Annotated in this window: 25 protein-coding genes; 8 read left to right on the top strand and 17 right to left on the bottom strand. The window is 68.7% G+C overall.

The window, feature by feature from the left end:
* Positions 1-21: 21 nt before the first annotated feature.
* On the top strand, positions 22-339 hold the full coding sequence (locus ACFZ8E_RS21305; protein ID WP_405043723.1) for a beta family protein: 318 nt from the start codon (positions 22-24) through the stop codon (positions 337-339).
* A gap of 17 nt (positions 340-356) precedes the next feature.
* Entirely contained in the window at positions 357-1,118 is a 762-nt protein-coding gene (locus tag ACFZ8E_RS21300) for a beta family protein (RefSeq protein WP_405043722.1), read from the top strand.
* Here ACFZ8E_RS21300 and ACFZ8E_RS21295 read toward each other — a convergent pair.
* On the bottom strand, positions 1,053-1,676 hold the full coding sequence (locus ACFZ8E_RS21295; RefSeq protein WP_405043721.1) for a sce7726 family protein: 624 nt from the start codon (positions 1,674-1,676) through the stop codon (positions 1,053-1,055). The genes ACFZ8E_RS21300 and ACFZ8E_RS21295 overlap by 66 nt on opposite strands.
* 1,009 nt (positions 1,677-2,685) lie before the next feature.
* On the opposite strand from ACFZ8E_RS21295, the gene ACFZ8E_RS21290 reads away from it, so the two are divergent.
* The 3 genes from ACFZ8E_RS21290 to mscL all read left to right on the top strand — a co-directional run bounded on the left by ACFZ8E_RS21290 (position 2,686) and on the right by mscL (position 4,754).
* Positions 2,686-3,396 carry a phosphatidylserine decarboxylase gene (locus ACFZ8E_RS21290; protein ID WP_243933100.1) on the top strand — a complete coding sequence of 237 codons (711 nt, stop codon included), beginning with the start codon at positions 2,686-2,688 and terminating at the stop codon, positions 3,394-3,396.
* A 12-nt stretch (positions 3,397-3,408) separates the two neighbouring features.
* Positions 3,409-4,245 carry a CDP-diacylglycerol--serine O-phosphatidyltransferase gene (gene pssA / locus ACFZ8E_RS21285; protein ID WP_147726011.1) on the top strand — a complete coding sequence of 279 codons (837 nt, stop codon included), beginning with the start codon at positions 3,409-3,411 and terminating at the stop codon, positions 4,243-4,245.
* Positions 4,246-4,325: 80 nt separating this feature from the next.
* Positions 4,326-4,754, top strand: a complete 429-nt coding sequence (mscL, locus tag ACFZ8E_RS21280) for a large conductance mechanosensitive channel protein MscL (protein ID WP_147726012.1) — start codon at positions 4,326-4,328, stop codon at positions 4,752-4,754.
* A 3-nt stretch (positions 4,755-4,757) separates the two neighbouring features.
* Here mscL and ACFZ8E_RS21275 read toward each other — a convergent pair whose 3' ends face one another.
* From ACFZ8E_RS21275 to ACFZ8E_RS21210, 14 genes are all read right to left on the bottom strand, one after another.
* Positions 4,758-5,048 carry a hypothetical protein gene (locus tag ACFZ8E_RS21275; RefSeq protein ID WP_147726013.1) on the bottom strand — a complete coding sequence of 97 codons (291 nt, stop codon included), beginning with the start codon at positions 5,046-5,048 and terminating at the stop codon, positions 4,758-4,760.
* Positions 5,049-5,194: 146 nt separating this feature from the next.
* Positions 5,195-5,608, bottom strand: coding sequence for a DUF1236 domain-containing protein (locus tag ACFZ8E_RS21270; protein WP_147726014.1), 414 nt, complete (start codon positions 5,606-5,608; stop codon positions 5,195-5,197).
* 118 nt (positions 5,609-5,726) lie between these two features.
* On the bottom strand, positions 5,727-6,470 hold the full coding sequence (locus ACFZ8E_RS21265) for a NepR family anti-sigma factor (protein ID WP_147726015.1): 744 nt from the start codon (positions 6,468-6,470) through the stop codon (positions 5,727-5,729).
* A gap of 168 nt (positions 6,471-6,638) precedes the next feature.
* Positions 6,639-7,457, bottom strand: coding sequence for a class II glutamine amidotransferase (locus ACFZ8E_RS21260; protein WP_243946482.1), 819 nt, complete (start codon positions 7,455-7,457; stop codon positions 6,639-6,641).
* 116 nt (positions 7,458-7,573) lie between these two features.
* A complete protein-coding gene (locus ACFZ8E_RS21255; RefSeq protein WP_147842551.1) occupies positions 7,574-7,885 on the bottom strand; it encodes an oxidase in 312 nt (103 codons plus the stop codon).
* Between the two features lie 4 nt (positions 7,886-7,889).
* On the bottom strand, positions 7,890-8,549 hold the full coding sequence (locus ACFZ8E_RS21250) for a cytochrome c oxidase subunit 3 (RefSeq protein WP_147842550.1): 660 nt from the start codon (positions 8,547-8,549) through the stop codon (positions 7,890-7,892).
* Between the two features lie 10 nt (positions 8,550-8,559).
* On the bottom strand, positions 8,560-10,239 hold the full coding sequence (locus ACFZ8E_RS21245) for a cbb3-type cytochrome c oxidase subunit I (RefSeq protein WP_147842549.1): 1,680 nt from the start codon (positions 10,237-10,239) through the stop codon (positions 8,560-8,562).
* Positions 10,236-11,213 (bottom strand): cytochrome c oxidase subunit II, encoded by a 978-nt coding sequence (gene coxB / locus ACFZ8E_RS21240; protein WP_243934130.1) that lies wholly within the window; start codon positions 11,211-11,213, stop codon positions 10,236-10,238. The genes ACFZ8E_RS21245 and coxB overlap by 4 nt, the downstream gene beginning before the upstream one ends.
* A gap of 4 nt (positions 11,214-11,217) precedes the next feature.
* Positions 11,218-11,694: a hypothetical protein gene (locus tag ACFZ8E_RS21235; RefSeq protein ID WP_147842547.1), complete on the bottom strand. Its 477-nt coding sequence runs from the start codon at positions 11,692-11,694 to the stop codon at positions 11,218-11,220.
* Positions 11,691-12,773 carry a hypothetical protein gene (locus ACFZ8E_RS21230; protein WP_405043720.1) on the bottom strand — a complete coding sequence of 361 codons (1,083 nt, stop codon included), beginning with the start codon at positions 12,771-12,773 and terminating at the stop codon, positions 11,691-11,693. The genes ACFZ8E_RS21235 and ACFZ8E_RS21230 overlap by 4 nt, the downstream gene beginning before the upstream one ends.
* Entirely contained in the window at positions 12,770-13,297 is a 528-nt protein-coding gene (locus ACFZ8E_RS21225) for a c-type cytochrome (protein WP_405043719.1), read from the bottom strand. Before ACFZ8E_RS21225 ends, ACFZ8E_RS21230 begins: the two co-directional genes overlap by 4 nt.
* Positions 13,294-15,330: a quinol:electron acceptor oxidoreductase subunit ActD gene (locus ACFZ8E_RS21220; protein WP_405043718.1), complete on the bottom strand. Its 2,037-nt coding sequence runs from the start codon at positions 15,328-15,330 to the stop codon at positions 13,294-13,296. The genes ACFZ8E_RS21225 and ACFZ8E_RS21220 overlap by 4 nt, the downstream gene beginning before the upstream one ends.
* 4 nt (positions 15,331-15,334) lie before the next feature.
* Positions 15,335-18,280 carry a TAT-variant-translocated molybdopterin oxidoreductase gene (locus ACFZ8E_RS21215; protein ID WP_405043717.1) on the bottom strand — a complete coding sequence of 982 codons (2,946 nt, stop codon included), beginning with the start codon at positions 18,278-18,280 and terminating at the stop codon, positions 15,335-15,337.
* Positions 18,281-18,296: 16 nt separating this feature from the next.
* Positions 18,297-18,956 carry a cytochrome c3 family protein gene (locus tag ACFZ8E_RS21210; RefSeq protein WP_243933085.1) on the bottom strand — a complete coding sequence of 220 codons (660 nt, stop codon included), beginning with the start codon at positions 18,954-18,956 and terminating at the stop codon, positions 18,297-18,299.
* 352 nt (positions 18,957-19,308) lie between these two features.
* Between ACFZ8E_RS21210 and ACFZ8E_RS21205 the strand changes: the two genes are divergently transcribed.
* From ACFZ8E_RS21205 to ACFZ8E_RS21195, 3 genes are all read left to right on the top strand, one after another.
* Positions 19,309-21,882: an ABC transporter ATP-binding protein gene (locus ACFZ8E_RS21205; protein WP_405043716.1), complete on the top strand. Its 2,574-nt coding sequence runs from the start codon at positions 19,309-19,311 to the stop codon at positions 21,880-21,882.
* A 106-nt stretch (positions 21,883-21,988) separates the two neighbouring features.
* On the top strand, positions 21,989-23,179 hold the full coding sequence (locus ACFZ8E_RS21200) for a murein L,D-transpeptidase family protein (RefSeq protein WP_243946469.1): 1,191 nt from the start codon (positions 21,989-21,991) through the stop codon (positions 23,177-23,179).
* Positions 23,180-23,384: 205 nt separating this feature from the next.
* On the top strand, positions 23,385-24,281 hold the full coding sequence (locus tag ACFZ8E_RS21195; protein ID WP_243946468.1) for an MBL fold metallo-hydrolase: 897 nt from the start codon (positions 23,385-23,387) through the stop codon (positions 24,279-24,281).
* Positions 24,282-24,293: 12 nt separating this feature from the next.
* Here the strand turns inward: ACFZ8E_RS21195 and ACFZ8E_RS21190 are convergent, their stop codons facing one another.
* Both ACFZ8E_RS21190 and ACFZ8E_RS21185 read right to left on the bottom strand, forming a co-directional pair.
* On the bottom strand, positions 24,294-24,482 hold the full coding sequence (locus tag ACFZ8E_RS21190) for a hypothetical protein (protein WP_147728892.1): 189 nt from the start codon (positions 24,480-24,482) through the stop codon (positions 24,294-24,296).
* A gap of 125 nt (positions 24,483-24,607) precedes the next feature.
* On the bottom strand, positions 24,608-25,261 hold the full coding sequence (locus ACFZ8E_RS21185) for a DJ-1/PfpI family protein (protein WP_243933109.1): 654 nt from the start codon (positions 25,259-25,261) through the stop codon (positions 24,608-24,610).
* Between the last annotated feature and the right edge of the window lie 304 nt (positions 25,262-25,565).

The raw sequence follows: 25,565 nt of genomic DNA, 5'->3' as shown, positions 1-25,565 counted from the left end.
GGGCTCATGGCTAACGCGTCTATGGACAAGCTTGCAAAAATAACTCTAAGTTGCCCGATCGCGGGGACGAATCGGCGGGCTCAGAAAATGTCTACTTTCCGTTATATTCCGATACTCAAATGGAAGACAGGAGAAGAGGGGGGGCTTTCCTTTTTGAGTCCGGCGCAGAAAGCCGGTGTCGTTCCGTTCATTATTTTGATGAGCGAGCAATTTAAGGAGAAAAAAGCAACAAAAAATAACTTAGCAGTTCCGGCTGCGGATTATTTCACTGATCGGATCATTGCTTATGGGGAACCGGTTCTTTATATCTCGATGCAAGTAACATTCCGAGCCCAATAAATGGAAACCATCCGATTTTGGCGATTGCTGCTAATGCAAGTGCGAAAGGGTTGGATTTGATTCCGGCAATATCGCTTGCTTCTCCTGCAGGGTATTCTCAAGCGGTCCACACTATTGTTCAGACGCAAGGGAGGGGTATTGCGCTACGGATTGATTTGAATGAATTTTCCAGCGCAGCTTCTTGGGTCGGCGGCTGGAATTATCCCCTCTCCGAAACGGATCTTATTGTAGATCTGCAGGACAGCGTCGGTACGGTTGCGAGTTTAGGGTCTACTGTGCAGCATACTTTTTCAAATCTGCACCAAGGCGCGACTTGGAGGTCGGTTACTATCGCGGGAACTTCCATGCCCCCTAATTTTGCTGCCATAAATCAAGGGCCGCATCTAATCACTCGGAGCGAGTACTCACTATGGTTTAATTTACAGGCTGTCGTTCCCTATAGATTAGACTTTGGTGATTATACAACTCCTCCAATCGTCGAGCCACCGTCTGGAATGACTTACGGGTTTCCAATTAATGTTCGATATAATTTAGCAAGCGAATTTCTAATATGCAAGGGAGTTAGGACCCGAGGTATCAACAGCGTGATGCAAGATGTTCAGCTTACGGGGCATGCCAACAGCATTATAAATTACGCAAATAGAGGCCTTATTTCTGGATGTTGGGCGGATGATGAAATAGATCAGATTGGTGCTGGGAAAAGTCCACAGACATTAGCGCATTGGGTCAAAATCGGCGTCAATCGGCATGTTGTTTTGACGCGACAAGTTATTCCTTAGCCACCCCTGTCTGCGTTTAAGCGCTTCGCGAACCTCATTGCGAAGCGAATCTAACTTTAAATTGGATATAAGCCTCTCAGCTAGTAGCTCTGAAGATTTCGAGCGATAGCCTCTCGCAAATCCGTGCTTATCTAGGATGCTTATCATCTCGTCCTTCCAAAGGAGGCGTGCGAGTTGAATGGGGGCAATTCCTGGATTTATTTGAGCTATTCTTTTTGTCTTCAGTCGTAGATCACCACCTGTTTTCTCGTACGCAACTGAAATGCCCCACCATGCTGGTAAAAGTGACTTTGCTTTTTGTAAGTGACATTCCGCCACCACAAGCGTAATACGATCAAAGACTTGGCTGTATATCTCGACTTGCGTCGGTAGTCGATCTAAATTATCTCGCGCGCTCTTGAGTTCAAAGCCTTGAAGTTCTCCATTTATTACTGCAATGTCGATCCTCACTGAGCCGGACCATACGCCCATTTCTTGAACTATGAGAGTATCAATCTCGTGCACATGAGCTTGCTCGAGCCAGAGTAAGGCAGCTTTCCTTACATCGCGATCACGCATCGCGTCTCTCCAATTAACAATGATCCAATTTCTCTTCGAGAAGCCATTTATAAAGACGCTTAATATTCTCTTATTTTTGTGCCTGAAGAGTGCTTAATTATCGCTGAAGTAGCTCAAATAGCCTGTTCCCCCATTGAGTCAAATCAAGCCTATCACGGACAGAATTACCTTTTGGCTTGACAAAAATCCTAAACCATGCCTATAACCCCATCACGCGCTGCACGGCGCCGGGGCTGTGTTTCGTCCCGGGGCCGCCCCAGGAGCCGGCCCGGTGATCGACGGGGCGGTCGGCAGCGTGGCGGTCCTGCGCAGTGGGTCGATCAACCCGCCGCGATACGGCGTCCATAATGCGCGGCGCGGGGCGCTCCGAGCGGCAGGCTGTCGCCCGCAAGCGGAGCGCTCTCAGAAGAGACCTGAGCCCATCCCGACGTTAGGGAGGGTGCGGGGATCGCCCGTTCCGGCTGTCGCCGGGGCGACCCGGCCCTACGTGGCCGGATACGTGACCGGGGCCCGCGTCGCGCGGGCCGCGGCGGCGGGGCCGTGCGGTACGTAAAGCCGCGACGACAAATCGGCGCCGGGTGCCCGCGTTCTCGGGGCCCGGCACCGCGGGGCGCCGGGGAACCGGCTCATTGCGCATCATCCCAGGGTTCCGCGGCGTCCCGCGTCTCCTGTCCGTGATGTCGGGGCCATGCCGCCGGCGGAGGCTTTCCGCGCGGGGTGGTCTTGGCGTGCCTGGACGATCGGATGCCAACGACCGTCATTCCGGGGCCGCGCAGCGGAGCCCAGAATCCAGACGCGCCGAGGGTGCCGGACCTTGCTCGCGTCGGCGGCTCTGGGTTCCGGGCTCGCCTTCGGCGCCCCGGAATGACGGGGCGGGTGTCGGTCCGATGGGGCGGCCAGACCCCCGCGCGACGGCGCCGGCGGTTGACCTTCGCGCCCTGGGCTGCCATCGCGCGGGTCAAAATCCCGTTGGCCCCGCGCCCTTCGCGCGCCCCTTCCGAAAGACCGCATGAACGACCTTCTCCTGACGATCCGCCGGACGCTCGTCCCGATCCACAAGGAGGGCTACCCCTTCATCGTGATCGGGATCGTGCTCACCGTGCTGGCCGGCACCTTCTCGCAGTTCTTCGGCTGGGTGTTCCTGATCCTGACCCTGTGGGTCTGCTACTTCTTCCGCGACCCGGAGCGGGTGACGCCGGTGGCCGAGGGCCTCGTGGTCTCGCCGGCGGACGGGCGGGTGAACTTGATCTCCACCGTGCTGCCGCCGCCCGAGCTCGACCTGCCCCAGGTGCCGATGACCCGGGTCTCGGTGTTCATGAACGTGTTCGACTGCCACGTGAACCGCGTGCCGGTGACGGGCAAGATCGGGCAGATTCACTACACGCCGGGGCTGTTCCTCAACGCCGAGCTCGACAAGGCGAGCGAGGACAACGAGCGCAACGGGATGGTGATGGAGACCGTGCACGGCGGCCAGCCCGTGCGGGTCGGCGTGGTGCAGATCGCGGGCCTCGTGGCGCGCCGCATCGTCGGCTTCGTCTCGGCCGGCGACCAGCTCTCGGTCGGCGAGCGCTTCGGGCTGATCCGCTTCGGCTCGCGGGTCGACGTGTACCTGCCCGTCGGCACCCGCGTGCTGGTCGGCCTCGGCCAGAAGGCGGTGGCCGGCGAGACCGTGCTCGCCGACCTCGGCGGCGGGCCCGAGCGTTCGTTCCGCCGGATCTGAGGGGAGGGGGCGATGGACGATCTCTTCCCGCCCTTCGAGCCGGACGCGAACGAGCCGCGGCCGCGCCGGTTCAAGCCGGTGCCGTTCCGGATGATCGCGCCCAACATGATCACCCTGATGGCGCTCTGCCTCGGGCTGACCGCGATCCGCCTGGCCTTCGAGGGCAAGTTCGAGCCGGCGGTGATCGCGATCATCGCGGCCGCCGTGCTCGACGGCATCGACGGGCGCGTGGCGCGGCTCCTGAAGGGCACCTCGCGCTTCGGGGCCGAGCTCGATTCGCTGGCCGACTTCGTCAACTTCGGCTGCGCGCCGGCGCTGATCCTCTACGGCTTCGCGCTCCACAACCTGAAATCGCTCGGCTGGATCGTGGCCTTGATCTTCGCCATCGCGATGGCGCTCCGCCTCGCCCGCTTCAACGCGATGCTCGACGACCCGAACCGCCCGGAATGGAAGAAGGACTACTTCGTCGGCATGCCGGCCCCGGCCGGCGCGATGACGGCGATGCTGCCGCTCTACCTGCACTTCCTCGGCTTCGGCTTCGAGGCCTGGGCGGCGCCGGCGATCCTGGTCTACGTGCTCGGCATCGCCCTGCTGGTGGTCTCCACCGTGCCGACCTTCTCGGGCAAGACCATGGGCAAGCGCGTGCCGCGCGGGTGGGTGCTGCCGATCTTCCTGGCGGGCGTCGCCGCCTTCGGCCTGCTGATCTCGTTCCCGTTCGAATCGCTGGTGGCGATCAGCGCCGCCTACATCGTCGGCCTGCCGATCGGCGCCGCGCAGTACCGCCGCCGCGCCCGGCTCGAGCCGGCGGCCCGCATCGAGTCCGGCGAGGACCCGGCCTCGGCGATCTGACGGTGGATGCCGGCCCGCGTGCGCTTGGCGGCCCCCGCCGCCACGCGTAGCGTGAGGCACCTGAAGGCTGGGGACCCGCCATGCTCGAAGAGTTCAAGAAGTTCGCGCTGCGCGGCAACGTGGTCGATCTCGCCGTCGGCGTGATTATCGGCGCCGCCTTCGGGGCGATCGTCACCTCGGCGGTGCAGGACGTGTTCATGCCGATGATCGGCGCGATCACCGGCGGGCTCGACTTCTCGAACTACTACCTGCCGCTGTCGTCGAAGGTGCAGGCCGGCGCGGCCTATGCCGAGGCGAAGAAGCAGGGCGCGGTGATCGGCTACGGCCAGTTCATCACCGTGGCGATCAACTTCATGATCGTCGCCTTCGTGCTGTTCCTGGTCATCCGCGCGATGAACAAGCTCGTGACCAAGGAGGAGGCCAAGCCCGAGGCCGTCGCCGAGGTGCCGGCCGACGTGAAGATCCTCGGCGAGATCCGCGACCTGCTCGCGACGCGCCCGAAGGTCTGACCCTCAGGCCGTCGGCTTGGTGCCGGCGGGCTTGCCGTCGTCGGGGGTGACGCCGAAGGCATCAAGGATGCGGTCGAGGGCGTGCTCGACGGCGCCCGTGCCCTCCTCGTGGGTCTTGAGCCGGGTCTCCAGGCGCTGAAGCTGCGGCGCGAAGGTGGCGTCGGGCGCGGGATCGTCGCCGAGGAAGCGCGGCTTCTCCTGGCCCACCGACAGCATCGAGCGCAGCTGCTGGCCGAGATGGTCGCGGACCGGCTCCGGAAGCCCGGCCTTCGGATCGATGGCGTCGTCGTTCATGGTGGGAATTCCCGTTCGCCGTCAGAGCCATAACGGGCGATGCGGCGAAGCGTTGCATGGGCGGCCGAGCGTGCGGTGGTGCCAAGGAAAAGGGCCCCGGAGCCTGTCGCCCCGGAGCCCTCGCACGTCGCGCGGCGATGAAACGCCTAGTCGATCACTTCGACGATGCGGTGGCCGCGATCGACGAGGACCGGGCGGTTGTTGATCACGGTGTAGCGGGTGCCCGGCTGGACGCGGTACTCGTCGGGCACGTCGTAGTAGGTCACGCCGTCGCCCGGCAGGGTGGTGCCGACGGCGACGCGGCCGTCGTAATCGTAGGAGCGCACGTTGCGCTCGCGGACGTAGCTGCGGAAGCGCGGCTGCATGTCGACGCCGAGGATGCCGCCGACGGTGCCGGTCGCCGCGCCCACCGCGCCGCCGACGATCCCGCCGATCGGGCCGCCGATGTCGGAGCCGGTCTCGGCGCCGCGCTCGGCACCGCGGATGGTGCCCTGCGCCTGTGCGGCGAGCGGCAGGGCGAGAACGAGGGCCGAGGCGGCCAGAAGGGTCTTGAACTGCATGGCAAAGCTCCGTCTTCCGATGCTCGCCGCGCCAACCGGCGCCGTGCGAGTGTCGGGCCGGTAACGCACGACCCCCGGAAACGGATGCGTCAAAAAAGACCGATCGTCGGGCGTTCTCTCAGGCGTCCTTGGGCATCGCCGACTGGATGAACCGGTCGGAGCCGAGGTCTTCCTCGTCGTAGCCCAGCAGCTCGGCGAGCCGCCCCCGGGCCCGGCTGACGCGGCTCTTCACGGTGCCGACCTTGCAGCCCATGATGGTCGCCGCCTCCTCGTAGGAGACGCCCTCGGCGCCGACGAGCACCAGCGCCTCGCGCTGGTCGGGCGGGAGCTTGGCGAGCGCCGTCTGCAGGTCCTCGACGTCGAGACGGTCGCCCTGGTGCGGGGCGGTAGCCAGACGCGCGGCGTAGGAGCCGTCCTGGTCCTCGACCTCGCGGACCCGCTTGCGGTGGTCCGAGTAGAAGATGTTGCGCAGGATCGTGAACAGCCACGCGTTCAGGTTGGTGCCGGGCTGGAAGCGGGCGCGATGCTGCCAGCCCTTCATCAGCGTATCCTGCACGAGGTCGTCGGAGCGGGCCGGGTTCGAGGTCAGCGACAGGGCGAAGGCGCGCAGGCTCGGCACGGCCGCGAGCAGGCCGTTGCGGAACTCCGGCTCGATCGCCTCGCCGCGGGCCTTGAGCGCCGCCTCGAGCTTCGCGATCAGCTCGGCGAAACGGCTCGGCAGCTCGGTCTGGCCCAACGTGTCGTAGGCGCTGCGCAGATGGTCGCCGAGATGGGAGCGGATGGTGTGCGACAGGTTCGGCCGCGCATCCTTGTCGCCGTTTCCAGACTGGCTCGGAAGGGTGTCGGTCTCGTCGCGGGTCATGATGCGTCGCAATCTACGGTCTTCTGCGGGCTCGCGGGTGGTCCGAAGCCGCGAGGCGGAACGTGTGCGGCTCGCGCCTGAGCCGTTCGAGTTGTTCCGTGTCTTTAGCCTATCGCGGCCGCGCTTGCACCTTCGCGACCGTCACATCCAAGTGCGTCGCGCCTCGCCTCAACAGGGCTTCGGCGCGACGACGACGGGGGCCGCCGCCGGCGCGCCGGGTTTCAGCAGGCGGATCGCGCCGTCGCGCAGGGTGATGACGTCACCGCGCGCGAGGTCGGTCCAGCATTCGTCGCGGGTCAACGCCTGCGTCGCCACCACCGACACGACGTCGCGCTCGGTGGTCTCCTGGGCGAAGTCCACCCGCCAATCCTCGTCGATCAGCGTCGCCGTGCCGAAGGGCGCCCGGCGGGTGAGGTAGCACAGGCGCTTGCCGCAATGGGCGTAGAGGGTTCGGCTGTCGGAGAGCAGCATGTTGAACACGCCGAGCGCGTGCAGCTCGGCGCAGAGGTCGGCCACCGCGCGGTCGAGCAGCGCGGGCTTGGGCAGGGCCGAGAAGCGCCCCTGCAGGCGGCCGAGCATCCAGCAGAAGGCGTACTCGCTGTCCGTCGACCCGATCGGCATGAACCTGCCGAGCGGAAGCTTCTTCACCCCCTTGAGCTGGCCGTTATGCGCGAAGGTCCAGCGCCGGCCCCAGAGCTCGCGCGAGAACGGATGGGTGTTCTCGAGGCTGACGCGGCCGCGATTGGCCTTGCGCACGTGCCCGATGACGATGCGGCTCTTGATCTTGTAGTCGCGCAGCAGGCGGGCGAGTTCCGACTTCGCGCTCGGCTCGGGCTCGTGGAAGCTGCGGCAGCCGCGGCCCTCGTAGAAGCTGATGCCCCATCCGTCCGCGTGCGGACCGGTCTCGCCGCCGCGCCGCGCCAACGCCGCGAACGAGAAGCGGATATCGGTGGGCACGTTCGCGCTCATGCCGAGCAGTTCGCACATCGTCTCGGAAACTTACCTGATCGGGCGGGGCCTCGGCGCGGATCGTCCGCCGCCCGGATGTCCACTTCGGTTTAGGTGCGTTTCGGACGGCGAACAACCGTGAACCGCACCGCGCGTCAGCGGCCGAGGTAATCCGTCAGCGTCATGCCGACCATGATCGCGACCCAGAAGAAGCCGAGGCCCGAGAACAGCTTCACCAGCGGCGGCTCGTGGAGCACCTCCATCGACACGAGGAGGACGACGAGCGCCATCGCCGCGACGACGACGAGCTCGAGCGCCCAGACCTGCTCGAACGGCAGCGTCGCGCCGAGGGTGACGTTGACCGCGAGCAGGCCCATCAGCGCCAGGAAGGTCAGAACCGGCTTGCGCAGCCGATCCTTCAGGAGCGCGCGGTCGGCGTCGGAGAGGGTCGCGAGCGGGCTGCGCATCGGGCTACCGGTTGACGACGTAGAGGATCGGGAAGGCCATGATCCAGATCAAGTCGATGAAGTGCCAGTACAGGCCGTAGATCTCGATCCAGTTCTGGTGCCGCGACAGGAACCCCGCCTTGGACGCGATCCAGGTCATGCCGAGCAGCAGCGAGATGCCGGTCAGCAGGTGCAGCCCGTGCAACAGCGTCGCGACGTAGTAGAGGTTCACGAACAGGCGCGAGGCCGGGCTCGCCGACAGCTCGTAGGGGCGCGAGCCGAGGAACGGCATCATGTGCTCCTCGTAGTCGGCGTAGTACTCGTAGCCCTTCAGCACGAGGAACAGGCTGCCGAGAGCGGCGGTCGCCAGCATCGCCCGCACCATCGCCCGCTGCCAGCCGATGCGCGAGAACTCGATCGCCATCGACATGGTGAGGCTGGAGACGATCAGCACCACCGTGTTGACGGCGCCGATCCAGAACTTCAGGTGGCGCGCCGCCTCCTGCGTCGCCTCCGGGTGCTGGATCCGCACGATCAGCGCCACCAGGAACAGAGCCGCGAAGAGCAGGAGCTCGGTGATCAGCCACGCCCAGATCCCGAGCGTGGCGGCATAGCGCTGCTGCGCCACGGTCTCGAAATGGTGGGCGCGCTTGATGCCGACGCCGTCGGCGAGACCCGTGCTCATCGCTCTTGGCTCATCGATGCTGCGCCTTGGTTTCCTGCTCCTGGATCGGGTAGTCGTACGGCACCCGCGGCACCTCGGGCGGCGACGCGAAGTTGAGCGTCGGCGGCGGCGAGGTCGTCTCCCACTCGAGCCCCTTGGCGTCCCAGGGATTCGCGGGCGCCTTCCTGCCGAACCACAGGGAATAGACGAGGTAGAGCATCGGGAAGATGTAGCCCGCCGCCAGGATCGTCGCGCCGGCCGAGGAAAGGACGTTCAGAAGCTGGAATTCCGGCGGGTAGGTCGCGTAGCGTCGCGGCATGCCGAGGTAGCCGAGGATGAACTGCGGAAAGAACGTCACGTTGAAGCCGAGGAAGATCAGCAGCGCCGAGATTCGCCCCCAGGCCTCGTTGTACATCCGGCCAGTGAACTTCGGCCACCAGAAGTGCAGCCCGCCGAGGAAGGCCAGCACCGTGCCGCCGACCATGATGTAGTGGAAGTGCGCGACTACGAAGTAGGTCGCGTGGATGTGCTGGTTGATCGCCAGCGTCGCCAGGTACAGGCCGGTGAGGCCGCCGAGCACGAACAGGCCGATGTAGCCCATCGCGTAGAGCATCGGCGTGTCGAGGCGGAGCTTCCCCTTATGGATCGTCGCGGTCCAGTTGTAGACCTTCACCGCCGAGGGCACGGCGACCGCGAAGGAGAGCGCCGAGAAGGCGAGCGAGGCGAGATCGCTCTGCCCGTTGATGAACATATGGTGGCCCCAGACGAAGAACGTCACCGAGGCGAGCCCGATCGCGGCGTAGGCGACGAAGCGGTAGCCGAAGAGCTTCTTCTGGGCGAAGGCCGGGATGATCTCGGAGATCACCCCCATCCCCGGCAGGACCATGATGTACACCGCTGGGTGCGAGTAGAACCAGAACAGGTGCTGGAACAGCACCGGGTCGCCGCCATAGGCCGGATCGAACACGCCGATGTGGAAGGCGCGCTCCATGATCAGCAGGATCAGCGCCGTGGTGATCACGGGCGTCGCCAGCAGGAAGATCAGGCTGGTGGCGTAGTGCGTCCAGACGAAGATCGGCAGCTTGAACCACGTCATGCCGGGCGCGCGCATGGTGTGGATCGTGACGACGAAGTTCAGGCCCGTCAGGATCGACGAGAACCCGACGATCGTCACGCCGATCAGCGCCGGCAGGACCCAGCCGTTCGAGAACGCGGTGGAGAGCGGCGCGTAGAAGGTCCAGCCCGTGTCGATGCCGCCGAGCACCACCGACACCATCGTGAAGAGCGCGCCCGTCATGAAGACGTACCAGCTCGTGAGGTTCAGCTTGGGGAAGGCGAGGTCCTTCGCCCCGATCATCAGCGGGATCAGGAAGTTGCCGAAGGTCGCCGGGATCGACGGGATCAGGAAGAACCACACCATCACCACGCCGTGGATGGTGAAGGCCTTGTTGTAGGTGTCGTTGGCCATCACCGCGCCGTTCGGCACGACGAGGGCCAGCCGCACCACGCCCGCGGCGACGGCGCCGATGATGAAGAACGCGGTGATCGAGGCGAGGTAGAGGATCGCGATGCGCTTGTGGTCGGTGGTGAGGAACCACGAGCGCAGGGTCGATTGGGCGTGGAGATAGTCGGCCGGACGATCGAGCGTCGCCTCCGGCGCGTGCGGCTCGCGGTTCGCGATCCCGCTGTCGATCGTGCCCGATGCGCTCATCGCGTGGCCTCTCCGGACGCTGCGTCGCCCACGGTGCGGGTGTTCGATTTCAGGAAGTCGATCAGGCGGCCGAGGTCGTCCTCCGGGATCACGCCGGCGAAGCTCGGCATGATCTGCTTGTAGCCCTCGGCGAGCCGGTTGCCGTTGGGGTTGCGGATCTTGTCGCGAAGGTAGTCCTCGTCGGCCGTGATCGTGCGCCCGTCCGCCAGTCGCACCGCCCGTCCGTAGAGGCCGGCGAGCTTCGGCGCCTGCACGGTCGAACCGTCGTCGTGGCAGGTTCCGCAGCCGTAGGCATTGTAGATCGCCTTGCCGGCCGCGACCTTCGATTGCTGCGCCCCGGAATGGGTGAGCCAGTCCTGGTAGTCCCCCTGGCTGAGGATCGTCAGGCTGCCCTCCATCGCCGAGTGGTCGGTGCCGCAATATTCCGAGCAGTACAGGTGGAAGGTGCCGGGCTTGTCGGCCTTGAACCACAGCTCGGTGTAGCGGTCGGGCAAGGCCGCCATCTGCACCCGGAGCGCCGGCAGGTAGAGCGCATGGATCACGTCCTGGCTGATGATCCGCAGCTTGATCGGCTGGCCCATCGGCACATGCAGGTCGTTGATCTCGGATTGGCCGGTCGGGTGCTGGAACTTCCACATCCATTGCCGACCGATCGCCTCGATCACCATCGCGTCGGGCGGCGGGTTCTTCGAGATCACGAAGAGCCGCGCGCCCCAGACGAAGAAGATCAGCGTCAGCAGGAACGGGATCAGCATCCAGCTGATCTCGATCAGGTTCGAGCGGATGCCGCTGGTGTCGCGGTTCGCCTCCTGGCCGTCGCGGTACCGGATCGCGAACCAGGTGATCGCCAGGAACACCGGCACGGTGAGCACCAGCGTGAGCACCGTGAAGGCGAGGATCAGGTAGTCGGTCTCGACCGCGACGGCGGAGGCCGCCGCCGGCCAGAGCTCGAGGGCTGCGTGCTTCGGCGTCATCGGCTCACGGGTCCAGCGTTCGGCCGACCGTCAGCGCCATGGCACGGTCGATCGGGATGCGCGCGCGCTGCCGCGAGGCGTCGAGGAAGGCGTAGCCGTCGAGCCGCCGGCCTTCGGCCGCACGCTCGGCAGCGAGGTCGGCGTAGGGGTCGGCCTGAAGGTTCGGTGGCGGGGGAACGAGCCGCGCGGTCTGCTGCGCGGTCAGGCTCGGCAGGGCCTGGCGCTGATCGGTCGAGACCATCGTCTTCAGCCAGATCATCGCTCCGATCACGGCGAGCGCTGTCACCATCAGCCCGGCCATCACGCGGGCCGTGTTGCCGACATGGACGTCAGAGGTTTCGTAGCCCGGCCCGTCCGAGGATCCGGCCTCGCCGGATGCCTTCGCCGTCCCGGGCGAGGAAGGACGGCGGCGCAAGATTGCCAAGCCGGAGATGATCGACGAGACGAAGCCGAACCGGTGCTGCGTGCGCTCGGTGCTCATGCGACCGCGCTCCGCCGGCGCCGGGGCGAGAGAACGGGCATCAGGCGTTGCGCCACCGGCAGCAGGGCCACGGCCAGGCAGCAGACGGCGATCGCGGCGAAGGCGTCGCTCCAGCCGATCACGAAGCGGTCGCGCAGAGCGGGCGTCACGAACCAGAACATCTCGACCGCGTGGAGCGCGAGCACTAGCACCGCCAAGACCCGCGTCGTCGGGCGCCCCGGCCGAAGCGTCGCCAGCGCGCCGAGCAGGACGACGGCCCCGCCGAGGCTCGCGAACGCACGGCCGAGCCAGCCGCCGCGGGCGAAGTACCACAAGACTTCCTGAGGAAGGTTCGCCGACCAGACGATCAGGAACTGCACGAAGTGCAGGAAGGCCCAGAGGCTCAGCAGGACCACCAGCGGCACAAGCCGGTCCTGCCCGGGGACCGCGCGCCCGCGCCCGATCGGCGTCGGCTCCTCCGGTGCCAGGAGGATCGCCGCGGCCAGGGCCAAGCTGCTCCAGGCCGTCAGCACGAGCACACCTTCGAGGCTGGAGCCGAGCCGATGGTCCAGGGATCCCACGAGGTCGGTGACGGCCAGGGTTCCGACGACGGCATGCAGCGCGACCCCGGAGATCGTGCGTCCGTCGCGGGTTTCGCCCGGGACCACGAACCGCGCGGCGAGCCAGACCCAGGCGGCGAGGTACGCGATCACCCGCAGGGCGAAGAGCGGCACCGTGAACCACAAAGCGGCCAGCGGCGTCGCGGGCGGCGCGTCGGTCCATCGATAGATCTGCCCGATGCCGAACAGGACGGGCACGCCCAGGATCGCTGCCACCGGCATCAGCCCGACGAGGCGACGCAAGGACTTGGAAAGCTCGCCCTCGCCGCGGTCGTGCTCGCGCAGGCCGAACCGCTCGAGCGCGATGGCGATCGGAAGCGCGCCGACCGGCAGGGCGAGCAGTGCGAGCCAAGCCGCCAGATAGGACGTGGCCGCCCCGCGCCAGCCACCCGCCAGCACGGCGAGGATCGATGCTCCGGCGCCGAGGAGCAGCGCCGCGACGGGACGGCGCCGTGCGGCAGAGGCGTAAGCGGCCATCATCGCGACGCCTCCAGCTTGGCCCGATCCTCGGGCGGCAGGCCCGCGACCTCGGTATCCTGGCTCCGTTGCAGGGCGCGGACATAGGCGATGATCGCCCAGCGATCCGCGGAGGGGATCATCTGGCCCATCCCGTACATCGCCCGGTGCCCCTCCGAGATCGCACGATACAGGTCGTCGGCCGACGCCGTGCGCTGGCGTTCGGTGGTGAGCTGACCGGCCGAGGGAAAGCCGCGCGCGACGATGATCCCGCGGCCGTCGCCCGAGGCGCCGTGGCACGGGGCGCAGTAGATGCCGTACCGCTCCCGCCCGCGCGCCAGCAGGGTCTCGGTGATGCTCGCCGGCTGCGCCGCCGGCCTGGCCGGATCGTTCCGCGGCACGGTGCCGGCGATTGGAAGGCGCATCGTCATCGCCTGCGGGAAGAAGCCGTTCCTGTCCCAGGTCTTGGCACGCGGCTGATCGCTCATGTCGGCTTCGCCGCAGGCCGCGAGCGGCAGGACGGCGAGCAGGGCCAGGAGACGCCTCATCGCGGCACCCGGCGGATGTCGAGCGGGCGGCCGGCTTCCGCGGGCAGGGACGCCAGCTTGCGCACGACGCGGTCGGCGTCGAAGCGCTCGCCCTGGGCTTCGGCCGAGAGGAAGTAGCGGTCGTCCGTCGCGCGCAGGAACCCCGGGATGTTGAACGCCGGGTGGTTCAAGCGCGGCAACCGGTTCAGGATCAGCAAGGCAAGGTGGACCGCGATCGTGCCGCTCATCATCGCGAAGGACAGGCTCGGCACCACGAAGGACGGCCACGAGAAGCGCGGACGCCCGCCGATCAGGAACACGTAGTCGTAGGCCGTCGCGTAGACGCACATCCCGAAGAAGGCGGCGCCGCCCGCGAGCGCGCCGAGGATCGCGTAGGCGCGGATCGAGCGCCCGGCGATCCCGAGGGTGCGGAGCACGCGCGGCATCGGCACGGGGCCGTGCGCGTCCAGGTGGACGTGGGCGTCGTTGCGGCCGGACAGGGCGGTGGCGGCGGCCGCGAGGTCCGCTTCCGAGGCGAAGGCGGCGCTGACGCCCCAGAGCGGCGCGTCCTCCGTCCCGTCCCGCTCGCTGGCAAGCGGCCGCGCCTCGGCCTCCTTCACCGCCCTCCGCTCGGCCGCGGTCGCGGCCGGCACGACGGCGAGCGCCAGGCGACGGCTCTCGGTGATCGAGACCGCCGGCAGATAGCGCAGGAACAGCAGCAGCAGCGTCAGGAACAGGCCGACGGAACCGGCGAAGGTGGCGACGCCCCAGATCGTCTCGCTGTAGGCCAGCCGCGAGGAGGGCAGGAAATCCTGGGCCAGCGTCACCACGAGGACCATGACGTGGTCGGCGTAGGCGCCGATCGCGATCAGGACGCCGATCAGCGCGACCGCGAGCGGCGACCGGCGCAGGCGGGCCGACCAGAACGCCTGTGCCGGAATCAGCAGGCACGCGACGACGGTCCAGAAGGCCCAGGCATGGGCGCCCGTCATCCGCCGGATCAGCACGTCGCGTTCCTGCTGGTCGCCGTGCAGGAACGTCGAAAAGAACTCGGTGGCGTAGCAGTACAGGCTGGCGCATCCGAGGCAGAGCATCAGCCGGGCGAGGATCTCGAGGTGCCGTGCCGAGATCAGCCCGTCGAGTCGGTAGACCGAGCGGATCAGCACCACGATCGCGGCGGTGACGCCGACGCCCGAGAACACGGCGTTGACGAGGAAGGTCACCGGCAGGATCGTGTCGTGCCAGCCCGGCATCACCGAGCCCGCGAGCATCACCGAGGCGCCGGTCTGGAGCGAGACCACCAGCAGCACGCCGAGCAGCGCGATGGTGCGGTAGGCCTGCGACCAGAGCTGCCAATGCGCCGCCGATCCGCGCCAGCCCGACGCGACGATCCCGTAGGCCTGCGCCTTCAGGAGCGACCGCTTCCGGGGGCGGCCGTGGGCCTTCTCCTGCGCCAGCGCATCCTCGACGGCGCGGTCGCGCAACGACGCGAGGTCCGGCAGCAACCCGATGTACCAGAGGCTGACGCAGACCACGAGGTAGGACACGATGTCGATCGCGTCCCACAGGAGCGGCGATCGGAACTGCGGCCACAGGTCGTAGGTGTTCGGATAGGGCAGGTTCCAGAAGAAGAACCACGGCCGGCCGAGATGGATGATCGGGTAGAGGCCGGCGGCGCAGGTGCAGAGCAGGGCGACCGTCTCGGCGACCCGGTTGACGGCGCCGCGCCATTCCGCCCCGAGCAGGAGCAGCACCGCGGAGACGAGCAGGCTGCCGCTGGCGACACCGATCCACCAATCGTAGCTCGCGATGTCGAGCGCCCACACGACTGCGTTGTTGTTGCCCCAGATGCCGACGCCCGTCAGGAGCAGGTAGCACAGCACCCCGCCGAACAGGCCGAGCAGGGCGAGCGCGCCGGCGAAGGCGATCCACCAGCGGCGGTTCAACGGATGCGTCAGCGGGACCGAAGCGACGGCGCGACCGATGCCGTGCAGCGTCGCGTCGGGGCCGATCAGGCCGGTGCCGGATGGTGGCTGGAGCGTGGCTCCCGACATGGCGTCAGCCCTCCTTCGCCGGCGGCGCGAGGCTCGCGAGGTAGGTCGTCCGCGGGCGCGTGTTCAGCTCGCCGAGCAGGGCGTAGTTGCGGCCGTCCGCCCGCGCCGCGGCGATCCGGCTGCCGGGGTCCGAGAGGTTTCCGAAGGTGATGGCGCGGGTGGGGCAGGCGCCCTGGCAGGCGGTCTCGACGGCACCGTCCGGGATCGGCGCGTGCGCGTCCTTGGCCGAGTCGATGCGGGCCGCGGCGATGCGCTGGACGCAGTAGGTGCACTTCTCCATCACGCCGCGGGCGCGCACCGTCACGTCGGGATTGCGCTGCTGCTGCGCCACCACCGGCATGTCGCCGGTATAATCGAGATAGTTGAAGCGCCGGACCTTGTACGGGCAATAGCTCTGGCACGTCCGCGTGCCGACGCAGCGATTGTAGACCTGCAGGTTCAGGCCCTCGCTGTCGTGCAGCGTCGCCTCCACCGGGCAGCCGACCTCGCAGGGTGCGTTCTCGCAATGCATGCACGGCACGGGCTGGAAATGCGTCTCGGGCGCATCGAGCGTGCCGGAGAAGTAGCGGTCCACCCGCAGCCAGCCCATCCATCGGCCGCGCTCGACCTCCTCGCGCCCGACGACCGGGATGTTGTTCTCGGATTGGCAGGCGGTGATGCAGGCGTTGCAGCCGATGCAGGAATCGAGGTCGATCGCCATGGCCCAGGCGGCCTCCGCGCCGCGTTCTGCGGCTGCGGGCTTCGGGTAGAACGAGGCCAGCTCGTAGGCCTTGGCATCGCCGACCGGCTTCGCGCCCTGGTGCTGGACGCGGACGAGATCCATCCCCTCCATCGTGCCGAGATCCTGGGTGGTCGCGGGCATCCGGCGCTGGCCGGTCGCGGCGAGCGTCGCGCCCTTCAGCAGCCATGGGTCCATCGCCGGCCGCAGCACGTTGGCGGCGTATCCCAGGCCCTTCGCGAGGTGGTCGGGCACGTTGCGCCCGTAGCCGAGCCCGAGGCTGACCGTGTTCTCGGCCTGCCCGGGCGTAATCCAGACCGGACCTTCGATCGCGCGCCCGTCCGCGGCGATGCGCACGATGTCGCCGTTGGCGAGCCCACGTCGCTCGGCGAGCTTCGGGCTGACACCGACGACGTTTTCCCAAACGATCTTCGTCAGGGGCTTGGGCAGTTCCTGCAGCCAGCCGAGATCGGCCAGCGTCCCGTCCCAGATGGTGGGGTCGGGGCGGAACACCACCTCGATGGTCTCCTGCGGCGCTTCCGGAGGCTTTGCCAGCGCCGAGGCGGCCTCAGTCAGCACCGCCGTCTCGGGCTTGGCCGCGCTGTCGGGCAGGAAGCCGCTGCGCAGGGCCTCCTCGAAGCGAGCCTGGAACGTGGCGTCGGTCTCGGATTCGCCGCGCATCCGCTGCTTCAGCAGATCGAGGCCGTTGCCGATCGTGCCCCGGTCGAGGAATCCCAACAGCTCGTTGGCGGCGCGGCCGTTGTAGAGCGGCGCGACGGTCGGCTGGATCAGGCCGACGGTGCCGTCGAGGGAGCGGGCATCGCCCCAGGATTCGAGCGGATGCGCCAGCGGCAGGTGCCAATCGGAATGGGCCGCGGTCTCGTCGTAGTAGAGGCCGGCATGGATCTTCAGCGGCACGCGCTCCATGGCCTGCGCGAAGTCGAGGGCGCCCGGCGCCTCGTAGACCGGGTTCACGCCGAGCACGATCAAGGTCTCGACCGAGCCCTCCACCATGGCGGTGCTGAGGTCGTGGAGCGTCCCGGCGCCGATCGCCTGGGCCGGTGCGGTATGCCGCACCGTCGTGCCGGCGTTACCCAAGGCGCCGTTGAGCCGGTGGACGAGCGCATGCAACGCCGGCGAGCCGCTGAGCCCGGTGGTGACGAGGCCGGCGCCGCGGGCCGCGTTCAGCGCAGCGGACGCACGCTCGAGCCAAGCCGCCGACGCGTCGTCGGCGGAGGATGCCGTTCCGCCCTCGGCGAGGCTCAGCAGGTCCCGCGCCAGGGCTTCCATCCGCGTGGCGGCGACCGCGATCCCGTAGTCCGCCTTGGCGCTGGTCAGCGTCGGCGTCGCCGCGGCGGCGTGGAGGGTGAGGAGGTTGCCGGCCGCGTAGGATGCCTTTCGCGCGTCGCTCCAGCGCCGCGCCAGCCCGACCTGCCCGGGGCCGAGGTCGAGCATGTCCCCGTCGAGGGACACGATGGTTCGCGCCTTGGCGAACTCGGGAAGCGTCTCGACCGGCCGGCCGAAGGCGCGCCGGGCTCCTTCGTAGAGGCCGTCGCGCGCGACGCCTGCGCTGACGTACCAGCGCATCGCCGGATAGGTCTTCCGCATCCGCGCGATCTCGGCCTCGAGCGACGGCGAGGTCACCGGTCCGGTGAGCAGGGCGAGGCCTTCGCCGCCCTTCGCCTGCCAGGCCGGCATCTGCGCCAGCATCGCGCCCTGGAAGGCGGCCCACGAACTCGGCCGCCCGATATGCTGCACCGCCTGCGAGCGGAACGGATCGTAGAGGCCGAGCACCGAGGCCTGCGCCAGCACGTCGGTGCCGCCCAGGCTCCAGGGATGGTCGGGGTTGCCCTCGATCTTCAGCGGGCGGCCGTTCCGGGTGGTGACCAGGATGCCGTTGGCGAACCCGTCGAGCAGCGCCGACGAGGCGTAGCTGAGCGGCGCGCCGGGCAGGACCCGTTCGGGCGCGTTGACGTAGGGCAGCTCGTAGTGCCGCCCGTCGCTCGAGTCGCAGGCGGACAATCCGGCAAGCGCGAACGAGGCGGCCATCAGTTTCAGGAAGCCGCGCCGCTCCGGCGAGGCCGCGAGCCGCGCCGCGGCGGGAAACTCGGCCTCCAGGTAGCTTCGGAACTCGGGCGTGTCGGCGACCGCGTCGAGGCTGCGCCAAAAGGCCGGCCCGTCGCCGGACGCCAGGCGCGCGCGGATCGCGCCGATGTCGTGATGCCCGGTCATGTGCGGTCCGTCCCCATCAGCGATGACAGATCGCGCATTCGGTGAGGCGCTCGCCCCCCCGGATGTGGTTCTTGGCGACGAGCTCGGGCCCCAGGGTCGCCTGGTTCTCAGGCGGCTTCCACGTCATGTTCCAGACCTGCTCCTGCGGGCGGACGTACTTCGCCGGATCGCGGTGGCAGTCGAGGCAGAACTGCATCTCGAAGGCGTTGGCGCGGTAGGTCATCTGCATGCTGGTCACGTCGCCGTGGCAGGTCGAGCAGCCGATCCCCTTCGTCACATGGACCGAGTGGTTGTAGTAGACGTAGCTCGGCAGCTTGTTCAGGCGCACCCATTGAAGCGGCTCGTCGCGCGCAAAGCTGTCGCGCACCGGCTTCAGCATGTCGGACCCGGTCCAGATCTGCGAATGGCAGGTCATGCAGGTGTGGGTCGGCGGAATGCCGGCGGTCGCCTGGGTCTCCACCGTCGTGTGGCAGTAGCGGCAGTCGACCCCGAGCTCGCCGGAATGATGCTTGTGGCTGAACGGCACCGGCTGGGCCGGGGCGACCCCGACGCCGGTGACGTAATCCGAGCGCACGATCCCCGCCGCGACGATCGGAATGCCGGCAAGGCACGCCACGCCGGTGAGCAGGGCGAGCCGGTAGATCGCGTCGGCGCCCGGCGAGAACAGCTGCGCCATCAGGCGATGGCCCGCGGGCGCCGAGACCGCCGCATGTCGTCGGTGGAGAGCGTCACCAAGATGTTCGACCCTGCCTCGCCATGCCCGCAGCCCGGTCCCGCAAGGTTGACCCGGTCTGCACCGTCAAAGCAATGCGACGGAGGTTCGCTCTTGCCCGGCCGATGCCACGCGCTATGGAAGAATTCCAAGCTGAGCGACAGGGGCGATTGGCCGCGTTTTCCGCCGGCGAGCGCGGCGTGTGGTGGCGCGCTTTTCGCGGGACCGAAGAGCGCCTATGCGCTGGGAGGCGGCGTGCGATCCGGCGGCCGCCCGGGACCGGCCGATGCGAAAGCCTTCGATCACGTGAGCGGCCATGGAGCCTGATCCGATCGTTCTCGCCTGGCGCGCGGCGCGCGGGCGCCACCTCGCCGCGGTCGCGCTGGCGCTCGGCCTCGGCGGCCCGCTCTGCATCCTCGCCCTGCTCTGCCTGCGCGACCTCGTCCACACCCTGGGCCACGACGAGGCGACGGCACTGGTCTTCCTGCGCGTCGCCATCGCCCGCACGGCCGACGATTTCGTCCTGGTACCGGGCTGGAGCCTGGCGCCGCTCGACCTCGAACGCGCGGCCTTCTTCGGTCTCTCCGCCTGCGCATTGGCGCTCGCCGGCCTCGGCTGGTTCGTCGCCGCCCTGAGCTTCTCGGCCCAGAGCCGTGCGGTCCTGCGCATGCGCGAGGCCGCGACCGCGGCGATCCTCGATGCGCCGCCGGGTGCCCGCGAGGAGGCGCGCGGCCTCGCCGGCCTCCTCGGGCAGGCGCTCGGCCGGGTCGACGGCCTGCTCGCCATCGGCATCCTCGTGCCGGCGATGGCGCTCGGCGCGATCCTCGTCGCCCTGGGCTTCGCCGCCCTGGCCGCCCCGCGGCTGGTGCCCGCCGCGGCGGTCGGCCTGTTCGCGGCCGCGATGGCGCGCGAGCTGATCCTTCGCCGCTCGGCGTCGCGGAGCGCTCTGCGCCTGCGCTCGAGCGCACTCGCGGAGCGGACGCTCGGGGATCTGGTCCGACGCATGCCGGCGGTGCGGATCCACGGCTCGGCGACCCTGGAGCGCGCGCGCATCGCCGAGAAGGCCGCGGCGACCCGCGCGGCGCTGGCGCGCGCCGAGGCGAAGCTCGCCTATGCCCGTGCGCCCTCGCTGGCGCTGGCCATCATCCTGCCGGCGATGGCCGCCGGTGCCGCCCTATGGCGCGGCGGCGGCAACGGTGCGCCGCCCGCCCGCGACGTCGACCCCGCCGCCCTGGTCGCGGCGGCCGGCGCCTTCGCGATCGCGGCGATCCTGATCGCCCTGACGCTCAACCTCTGGCGTCTGCGCGAGGGGTTGAAGCCGCTTTTCCGCGAGACCGCCCGCACGATCGCGGCCCTGGAGGGGCGACGCGGGCGCAAGGGCGGGCTCGCCGTCCCCCGCGCCGGCGATCTCGCGGCGCGGGGCGTCGGCGCCTACGACGCGGCGACCGGCGAACGGCTCTCGGGCGTCGACCTCACGCTGGCGATGCCCTCGCACGTCGCGATCACAGGCATCCGCGGCAGCGGCGCCCGGGTGCTCGCGGCGATCCTCGCGGGCCAGGTCGCGCCGACGGCGGGCAACGTCACCTATGCCGGGCACGATCTCGGCGCGTTCGACGCCGCGGATCGCGCCCGCCGGATCGCGTTCGCCGCCGGCGAGGCGATCCTGGTCGAGGGGACGCTCCGCGCCAACATCCTCTACGGCGCCGATCCCGCGGCCGCGCCCGATCAGCCCGCCTTCGTCGAGATCCTGCGGATCACCGGGCTCGATGCCTTCGCCTATTCCCGCGGCCTCCTCGCCCAGGTCGATCCGGTCGCCGCCCCCGACTTCGCCCGCGCCCTGGTGGCCGCCCGCGCCACGATGCGGACGATGCTGATGGCGGAAGGGGCGGAGCGCCTGGTCGAGCCGTTCGATCCCGCCCGCTACAACCATCAGGCCACGGTCGGCGAGAACATCCTGTTCGGCGAGCCCGTGGGCCAGACCTTCGCGCCCAAGCGCCTCGCTCGCCATCCCTACATGCGCGCCGTGCTGGAGGCGGAAGACCTCGTCCGCCCGCTCACCGAGATCGGCCTCGCGGTCGCGCGCAGCACCGTCGAGATCTTCGCCGATCTGCCCAACGACCATCCGCTGTTCGACGCGTTCTCCCTCTTTCCGGCCGACGAGCGCGGCTACTTCGAGGATCTGGTGGTGCGCCAGCCGAATGCGGTCGCGCTGCGTCGCGGCCCGGCGGGCCAGCGCGACCGCGAGCGGCTCATCGGGTTGGCGCTGCGCTACAGCGAAACCCGCCACCGCTTCGGGCTGATCGACGCCGCGTTCGAGGAGCGGCTCGTCGCCGCCCGCCACTCCTTCGCGCGGATGCTGCCGGCTCACCTCGCCGCCGCGGTCGAGTTCCACGATCCCACGCGGATCAATCCGGCGGCCAGCGTCGAGGAGAACCTGCTGTTCGGCCGCGTCAGCCTCGGAGAGGCCGGGGCGGAGCCGCGGGTGCGGGCGATCGTCCGGCGTGTGCTGACCGAGGAGGGCCTGGAAGCCTCGGTCTATCGGCTCGGCCTCGACAGCCGGGTCGAGCCCGGAAGCGCGGGCACCGGCTCGGTGCTCGGCGAGGGCGCGATCCCGGTCGAGACCCGGATCGCGATCGACCTCGCCCGCTGCCTGATCCGCCAGCCCGACATCGTGGTCGTCGCGATCCTGCTCGACGAGCGCAAGCCCGCCGAGATCGCGGCGCGGATCACCCGCCTGCGCGCGGCCCGGGCCGGCCGCGGCCTCATCGTCTGCGTCCCCGACGCCGCCGACCTCGACGTCCTCGACCCGTTCGATGCGGTGATCGCCGTGGAGAACAGCACCGTGGTTCCGGTGCCGACGAAGCCCGCCCGCGCGCTCGAGCCGGCATGAAGCCATACGGACGCCGTATTGGCCGCACAGGTTCGGGCCGCGTGCCCGTCCCGTGCGCGGCCGCGTCGGCCGCGGCGTCGCGCGACCCTCCCGCCCCGGCCCCGCGATGCCTCCCGCCCACCGTCTGAAAGGTCTGGTCCCGACCGGCTTCGCCGTCGTGCTCGCCCTGCTGTTCGCGGGCGACGCGTCGGCGCAGAACGCCAAGGCCGAGGCGCCGATCCCCGCCGCCACCCTCGCGCTGATGGCGGCCAAGGGCACGAGCCCGCAGGCGCCGGTGCTGTTCCGGGCCTATAAGAAGGATTCCGAGATCGAGGTGTGGAAGAAGGCCGCCGGCGGCCGCTTCGTTTATCTCAAGACCTTCCCGATCTGCCGGTGGTCCGGCCAGCTCGGTCCCAAGCGCAAGAACGGCGACCGGCAGACGCCGGAGGGCTTCTACATGGTGCCGCAGCGCCAGATGAACCCGAACTCGCACTACTACCTGTCCTTCGACGTCGGCTACCCAAACGCCTACGACCGGGCGCATGGCGGAACCGGCTCGGCGGTGATGGTGCACGGCGTGTGCTCGTCGATGGGCTGCTTCGCGATGATGGACCACACCGTCGGCGAGATCTATGCGATCGCCCGCGACGCGCTGAAGGGCGGCCAGGTGGCGTTCCAGTTCCAGGCCTATCCGTTCCGGATGACCGCGGAGAACATGGCGCGCTATCGCACCGATCCGAACATCGGGTTCTGGCGCGAGCTCAAGGCGGGCGCGGACCGGTTCGAGGCGACCGGCGACGAGCTGCAGGTCGGCGTCGAGGGCGGCCGCTACGTCTTCGCGCCGTCGAAGGACCCGGCCAAGGAAGCCGCCGTCGTCACCCGCCGGGCGGCGGAGGAGGCCCGCATCGCCGCCTTCGTCGACGATGGGGCGGCCGCGATCCGCACCAGCTATTCCGACGGCGGCCAACACGCTTTCTGGGCGGCACTCGCCGCCAAGGGCACGTCGCTCGGCGAGGTCAGCCGCCCCGAGGCGCTGGCCTATGCCGGGTTGGAGACGATCGTCATCCCCGCCCGTCGGCGCGCGCCACCGGTGCCCGAGGCGACCTGGGCCGCCTGGGCGGCGCCGGGCTCGCCCCTGTCCCCGACCCATATGGCCGGCTTCGTACCGTCCTACGAGCGCGAGGCCGATCGCTTCGACGGCCTCGAGTCCCGCTACCGGGACCGGCTTCCGCGGCTCGTCCGGGCGGCCGGCGCCGGCGATCCGACGGTGCCCGTTCGGGCTCCGACCGGTCCGCTCGCCCTCGCCGAACGCCCGTGATCTCCGAAACGCGAGGCGTGGATGGGACTTATCCCATGTGCGGGCTCGCACATCGCAGCGTGCGACGGCCACCCATCTCAACCTCTGTCAGAGAGCGGCGATGAGAAAACCACCGTCCGCCCACCGCCTCGGTCGCATTGACGGCGAAGCGGAGAACGGTTCCAGATCGAAGGCGATCGGACCATCCGAACGAAAACGACCCGTGATGACGATGTCGAGAAGTCCAGTATCGGACGGCGGTCTCACGCTGCGCTTCTGGGGCGTGCGTGGTTCGACGCCGGTGAGCGGCCCGGAATACGCCGAGTTCGGCGGCAACACCCCGTGCATGGAGGTGCGCTGCGGCGAGCGCCTGTTCGTCGTCGATGCCGGCTCCGGCCTCTACGCGTGCGGCCAGCACAACCGGCAGGACCTGCCGAAGGACGTCGATCTTCTCTTCAGCCATCTCCATCTCGACCACACCGGCGGACTGCCGTTCTTCAAGCCGGCGGTGTTCGATCCCGAGCGGACCGTCCACACCTGGTGCGGGAACCTCGGCGGGCAGTCGGCCGAGGACACGCTCGGTCGGTTATACGCGCCGCCGCTCTTCCCGGTTACACTCGACGTCCTGCCCTGCACGCTCAAGCATCACGGCTTCCGCGCCGGCGAGACCCTGACCTTCTCCGACGGCGCGACCGTCGACACGATCCTGCTCAACCATCCCCAGGGCTCTGTCGGCTATCGGTTCGAGCATGACGGGAAACGGCTCTGCATCATCAGCGACATCGAGCACACCGATCCCTGGCCGGACGCAGCCCTGATGCGCTTCGTCGAGGATGCCGACCTGATCGTCTACGACGGCATGTTCACCGACTGCGAATACCCGACCTGCCGCGGCTGGGGCCACTCGACCTGGCAGAAGGGCGTCGAGCTGGCGCAGGCCGCCGGCGTGAAGGCGCTGGCGATCATCCACCTGCATCCATGCCACTCCGACGCGACCCTGCGCGCGGTCGAGGCGGACATGCAGGCGATCATGCCGACGGCCTACATCGCCCGCGAGCGCCAGCGCGTCGAGGTCGGCGCGACGCCGGCGCTGCGTCGCGAGCCGCTGATCCGCATCGCCTGACACCGTCACGGCTCACGCCACCGGGCGTCGGCGCCCGCGCATCAGGTAGGCGAAGAAGCCGAACAGCGCGACGCCGATGATCACGCCGCTCCAGCCGAAATTGGTGAGCACCTGCCCGTCGATCGGATGGCCGATCCGGCCGAGCGCCACGAGCAGGCCGAGCGCCGCGATGACGGCCGAGACGAGCATTCCGAGGATCATGGCAGGTCCGGCGTAGTGGTCCAGGATGGCGGCCGTCGCCTCGCGACGGCTTCACCTGCCAGAATGCTTACCCGTGGTTGCCGTTCCGGCGCGCCCGTTCACGGAGGCGTGCGCTGCGGGGCGGTTCACCGGTTGCGGCTCGCAGCCAGTGCGCCCGCAACGAGCGGCGCGAGGATCGCGTCCGCCGCGCGGGTGATCGCGGGGCCGGCCGCGGACGGGCTTCCGGCATCGAAGGGCGGGCGCGGCGCGTATTCCGCCACGAGCTGGCTGGTGCGGGCATAGGCCTCGCCGCGGAGCTTGGCCGCGAGCGCCAGGGCGAAATCGAGCCCGGCCGAGATGCCGGCCGCGGTGGCGCGGTTGCGATCGAACACCACGCGTTCGTCGACCGGCACCGCGCCGAGCAGCGGCAGCACGGTGTCGCGCACGCACCAGTGCGAGGTCGCGCGGTACCCCGAGAGCAATCCCGCTGCTCCAAGGATCAGCGACCCGGTGCAGACGCTGGCGACCCAGGCGGCCCGGTCGGCGCGATCGCGCAGGAAGGCGAGGGTCGCAGCGTCGCGCATCTGGTCGGGCGTGCCGTCCCCGCCGGGAACGAACAGCACGTCGAGGTCGCGCGGGCAGGTCTCGAAGTCGGCGGTGGCGAGGAGGGCGAGCCCGGTGTCGCTCGCCACGGGACCTGCCGCCCGCGCCACGAGATGCAGGTTTCCCGGCGCGAGGCCCGCGAGGATCTCCTGCGGCCCGACGACATCGAGCGCCGTCATGCCCGGAAACAGCAGCATGGCGATCCGCACCGGGCGACCGTCCGGGATCGCCGCAGGTTCGGGTGCGGTGCTTGCCGCCGATCCTCCGACGAGGCCGGTGCAGGCCAGGGCTGCGGCGACGAAGGCGCGGCGATCCACGAAACGGCTCCGGTGTCGGCGACGCCTGCGGCGCATCGCGACCATATGGGGTTTTCGGCTCGGAAGGCGCGGCCGGGCTCGCCGATATGCGCTCACGAGCGTCTTCGGCCCCGGTCGGGGTGTTCGCAGCGCCGACGGCCGCCTATGACGAGAGCACCCATCCCGGCCGTTCGCGGCCGGATCG

The sequence above is a fragment of the Methylobacterium sp. HMF5984 genome, from assembly GCF_045033435.1.
GTDB lineage: Bacteria > Pseudomonadota > Alphaproteobacteria > Rhizobiales > Beijerinckiaceae > Methylobacterium.
The sequence above is the reverse complement of the archived record's forward strand: the minus strand, read 5'-3'. Positions and strand labels throughout refer to the sequence as shown.

Coding starts and splice junctions, on each gene's coding strand:
- ACFZ8E_RS21295 (WP_405043721.1), bottom strand. CDS start 1,676: ATGCGTGATCGCGATGTAAGGAAAGCTGCCTTACTCTGGCTCGAGCAA.
- ACFZ8E_RS21195 (WP_243946468.1), top strand. CDS start 23,385: ATGACGATGTCGAGAAGTCCAGTATCGGACGGCGGTCTCACGCTGCGC.
- ACFZ8E_RS21275 (WP_147726013.1), bottom strand. CDS start 5,048: ATGAACGACGACGCCATCGATCCGAAGGCCGGGCTTCCGGAGCCGGTC.
- ACFZ8E_RS21270 (WP_147726014.1), bottom strand. CDS start 5,608: ATGCAGTTCAAGACCCTTCTGGCCGCCTCGGCCCTCGTTCTCGCCCTG.
- ACFZ8E_RS21230 (WP_405043720.1), bottom strand. CDS start 12,773: ATGATGGCCGCTTACGCCTCTGCCGCACGGCGCCGTCCCGTCGCGGCG.
- ACFZ8E_RS21245 (WP_147842549.1), bottom strand. CDS start 10,239: ATGAGCGCATCGGGCACGATCGACAGCGGGATCGCGAACCGCGAGCCG.
- ACFZ8E_RS21220 (WP_405043718.1), bottom strand. CDS start 15,330: ATGTCGGGAGCCACGCTCCAGCCACCATCCGGCACCGGCCTGATCGGC.
- ACFZ8E_RS21185 (WP_243933109.1), bottom strand. CDS start 25,261: ATGCTGCTGTTTCCGGGCATGACGGCGCTCGATGTCGTCGGGCCGCAG.
- coxB (WP_243934130.1), bottom strand. CDS start 11,213: ATGACGCCGAAGCACGCAGCCCTCGAGCTCTGGCCGGCGGCGGCCTCC.
- mscL (WP_147726012.1), top strand. CDS start 4,326: ATGCTCGAAGAGTTCAAGAAGTTCGCGCTGCGCGGCAACGTGGTCGAT.
- ACFZ8E_RS21305 (WP_405043723.1), top strand. CDS start 22: ATGGACAAGCTTGCAAAAATAACTCTAAGTTGCCCGATCGCGGGGACG.
- ACFZ8E_RS21210 (WP_243933085.1), bottom strand. CDS start 18,956: ATGGCGCAGCTGTTCTCGCCGGGCGCCGACGCGATCTACCGGCTCGCC.
- ACFZ8E_RS21290 (WP_243933100.1), top strand. CDS start 2,686: ATGAACGACCTTCTCCTGACGATCCGCCGGACGCTCGTCCCGATCCAC.
- ACFZ8E_RS21205 (WP_405043716.1), top strand. CDS start 19,309: ATGGAGCCTGATCCGATCGTTCTCGCCTGGCGCGCGGCGCGCGGGCGC.
- ACFZ8E_RS21200 (WP_243946469.1), top strand. CDS start 21,989: ATGCCTCCCGCCCACCGTCTGAAAGGTCTGGTCCCGACCGGCTTCGCC.
- ACFZ8E_RS21225 (WP_405043719.1), bottom strand. CDS start 13,297: ATGAGGCGTCTCCTGGCCCTGCTCGCCGTCCTGCCGCTCGCGGCCTGC.
- ACFZ8E_RS21235 (WP_147842547.1), bottom strand. CDS start 11,694: ATGAGCACCGAGCGCACGCAGCACCGGTTCGGCTTCGTCTCGTCGATC.
- ACFZ8E_RS21190 (WP_147728892.1), bottom strand. CDS start 24,482: ATGATCCTCGGAATGCTCGTCTCGGCCGTCATCGCGGCGCTCGGCCTG.
- pssA (WP_147726011.1), top strand. CDS start 3,409: ATGGACGATCTCTTCCCGCCCTTCGAGCCGGACGCGAACGAGCCGCGG.
- ACFZ8E_RS21265 (WP_147726015.1), bottom strand. CDS start 6,470: ATGACCCGCGACGAGACCGACACCCTTCCGAGCCAGTCTGGAAACGGC.
- ACFZ8E_RS21215 (WP_405043717.1), bottom strand. CDS start 18,280: ATGACCGGGCATCACGACATCGGCGCGATCCGCGCGCGCCTGGCGTCC.
- ACFZ8E_RS21250 (WP_147842550.1), bottom strand. CDS start 8,549: ATGAGCACGGGTCTCGCCGACGGCGTCGGCATCAAGCGCGCCCACCAT.
- ACFZ8E_RS21255 (WP_147842551.1), bottom strand. CDS start 7,885: ATGCGCAGCCCGCTCGCGACCCTCTCCGACGCCGACCGCGCGCTCCTG.
- ACFZ8E_RS21260 (WP_243946482.1), bottom strand. CDS start 7,457: ATGTGCGAACTGCTCGGCATGAGCGCGAACGTGCCCACCGATATCCGC.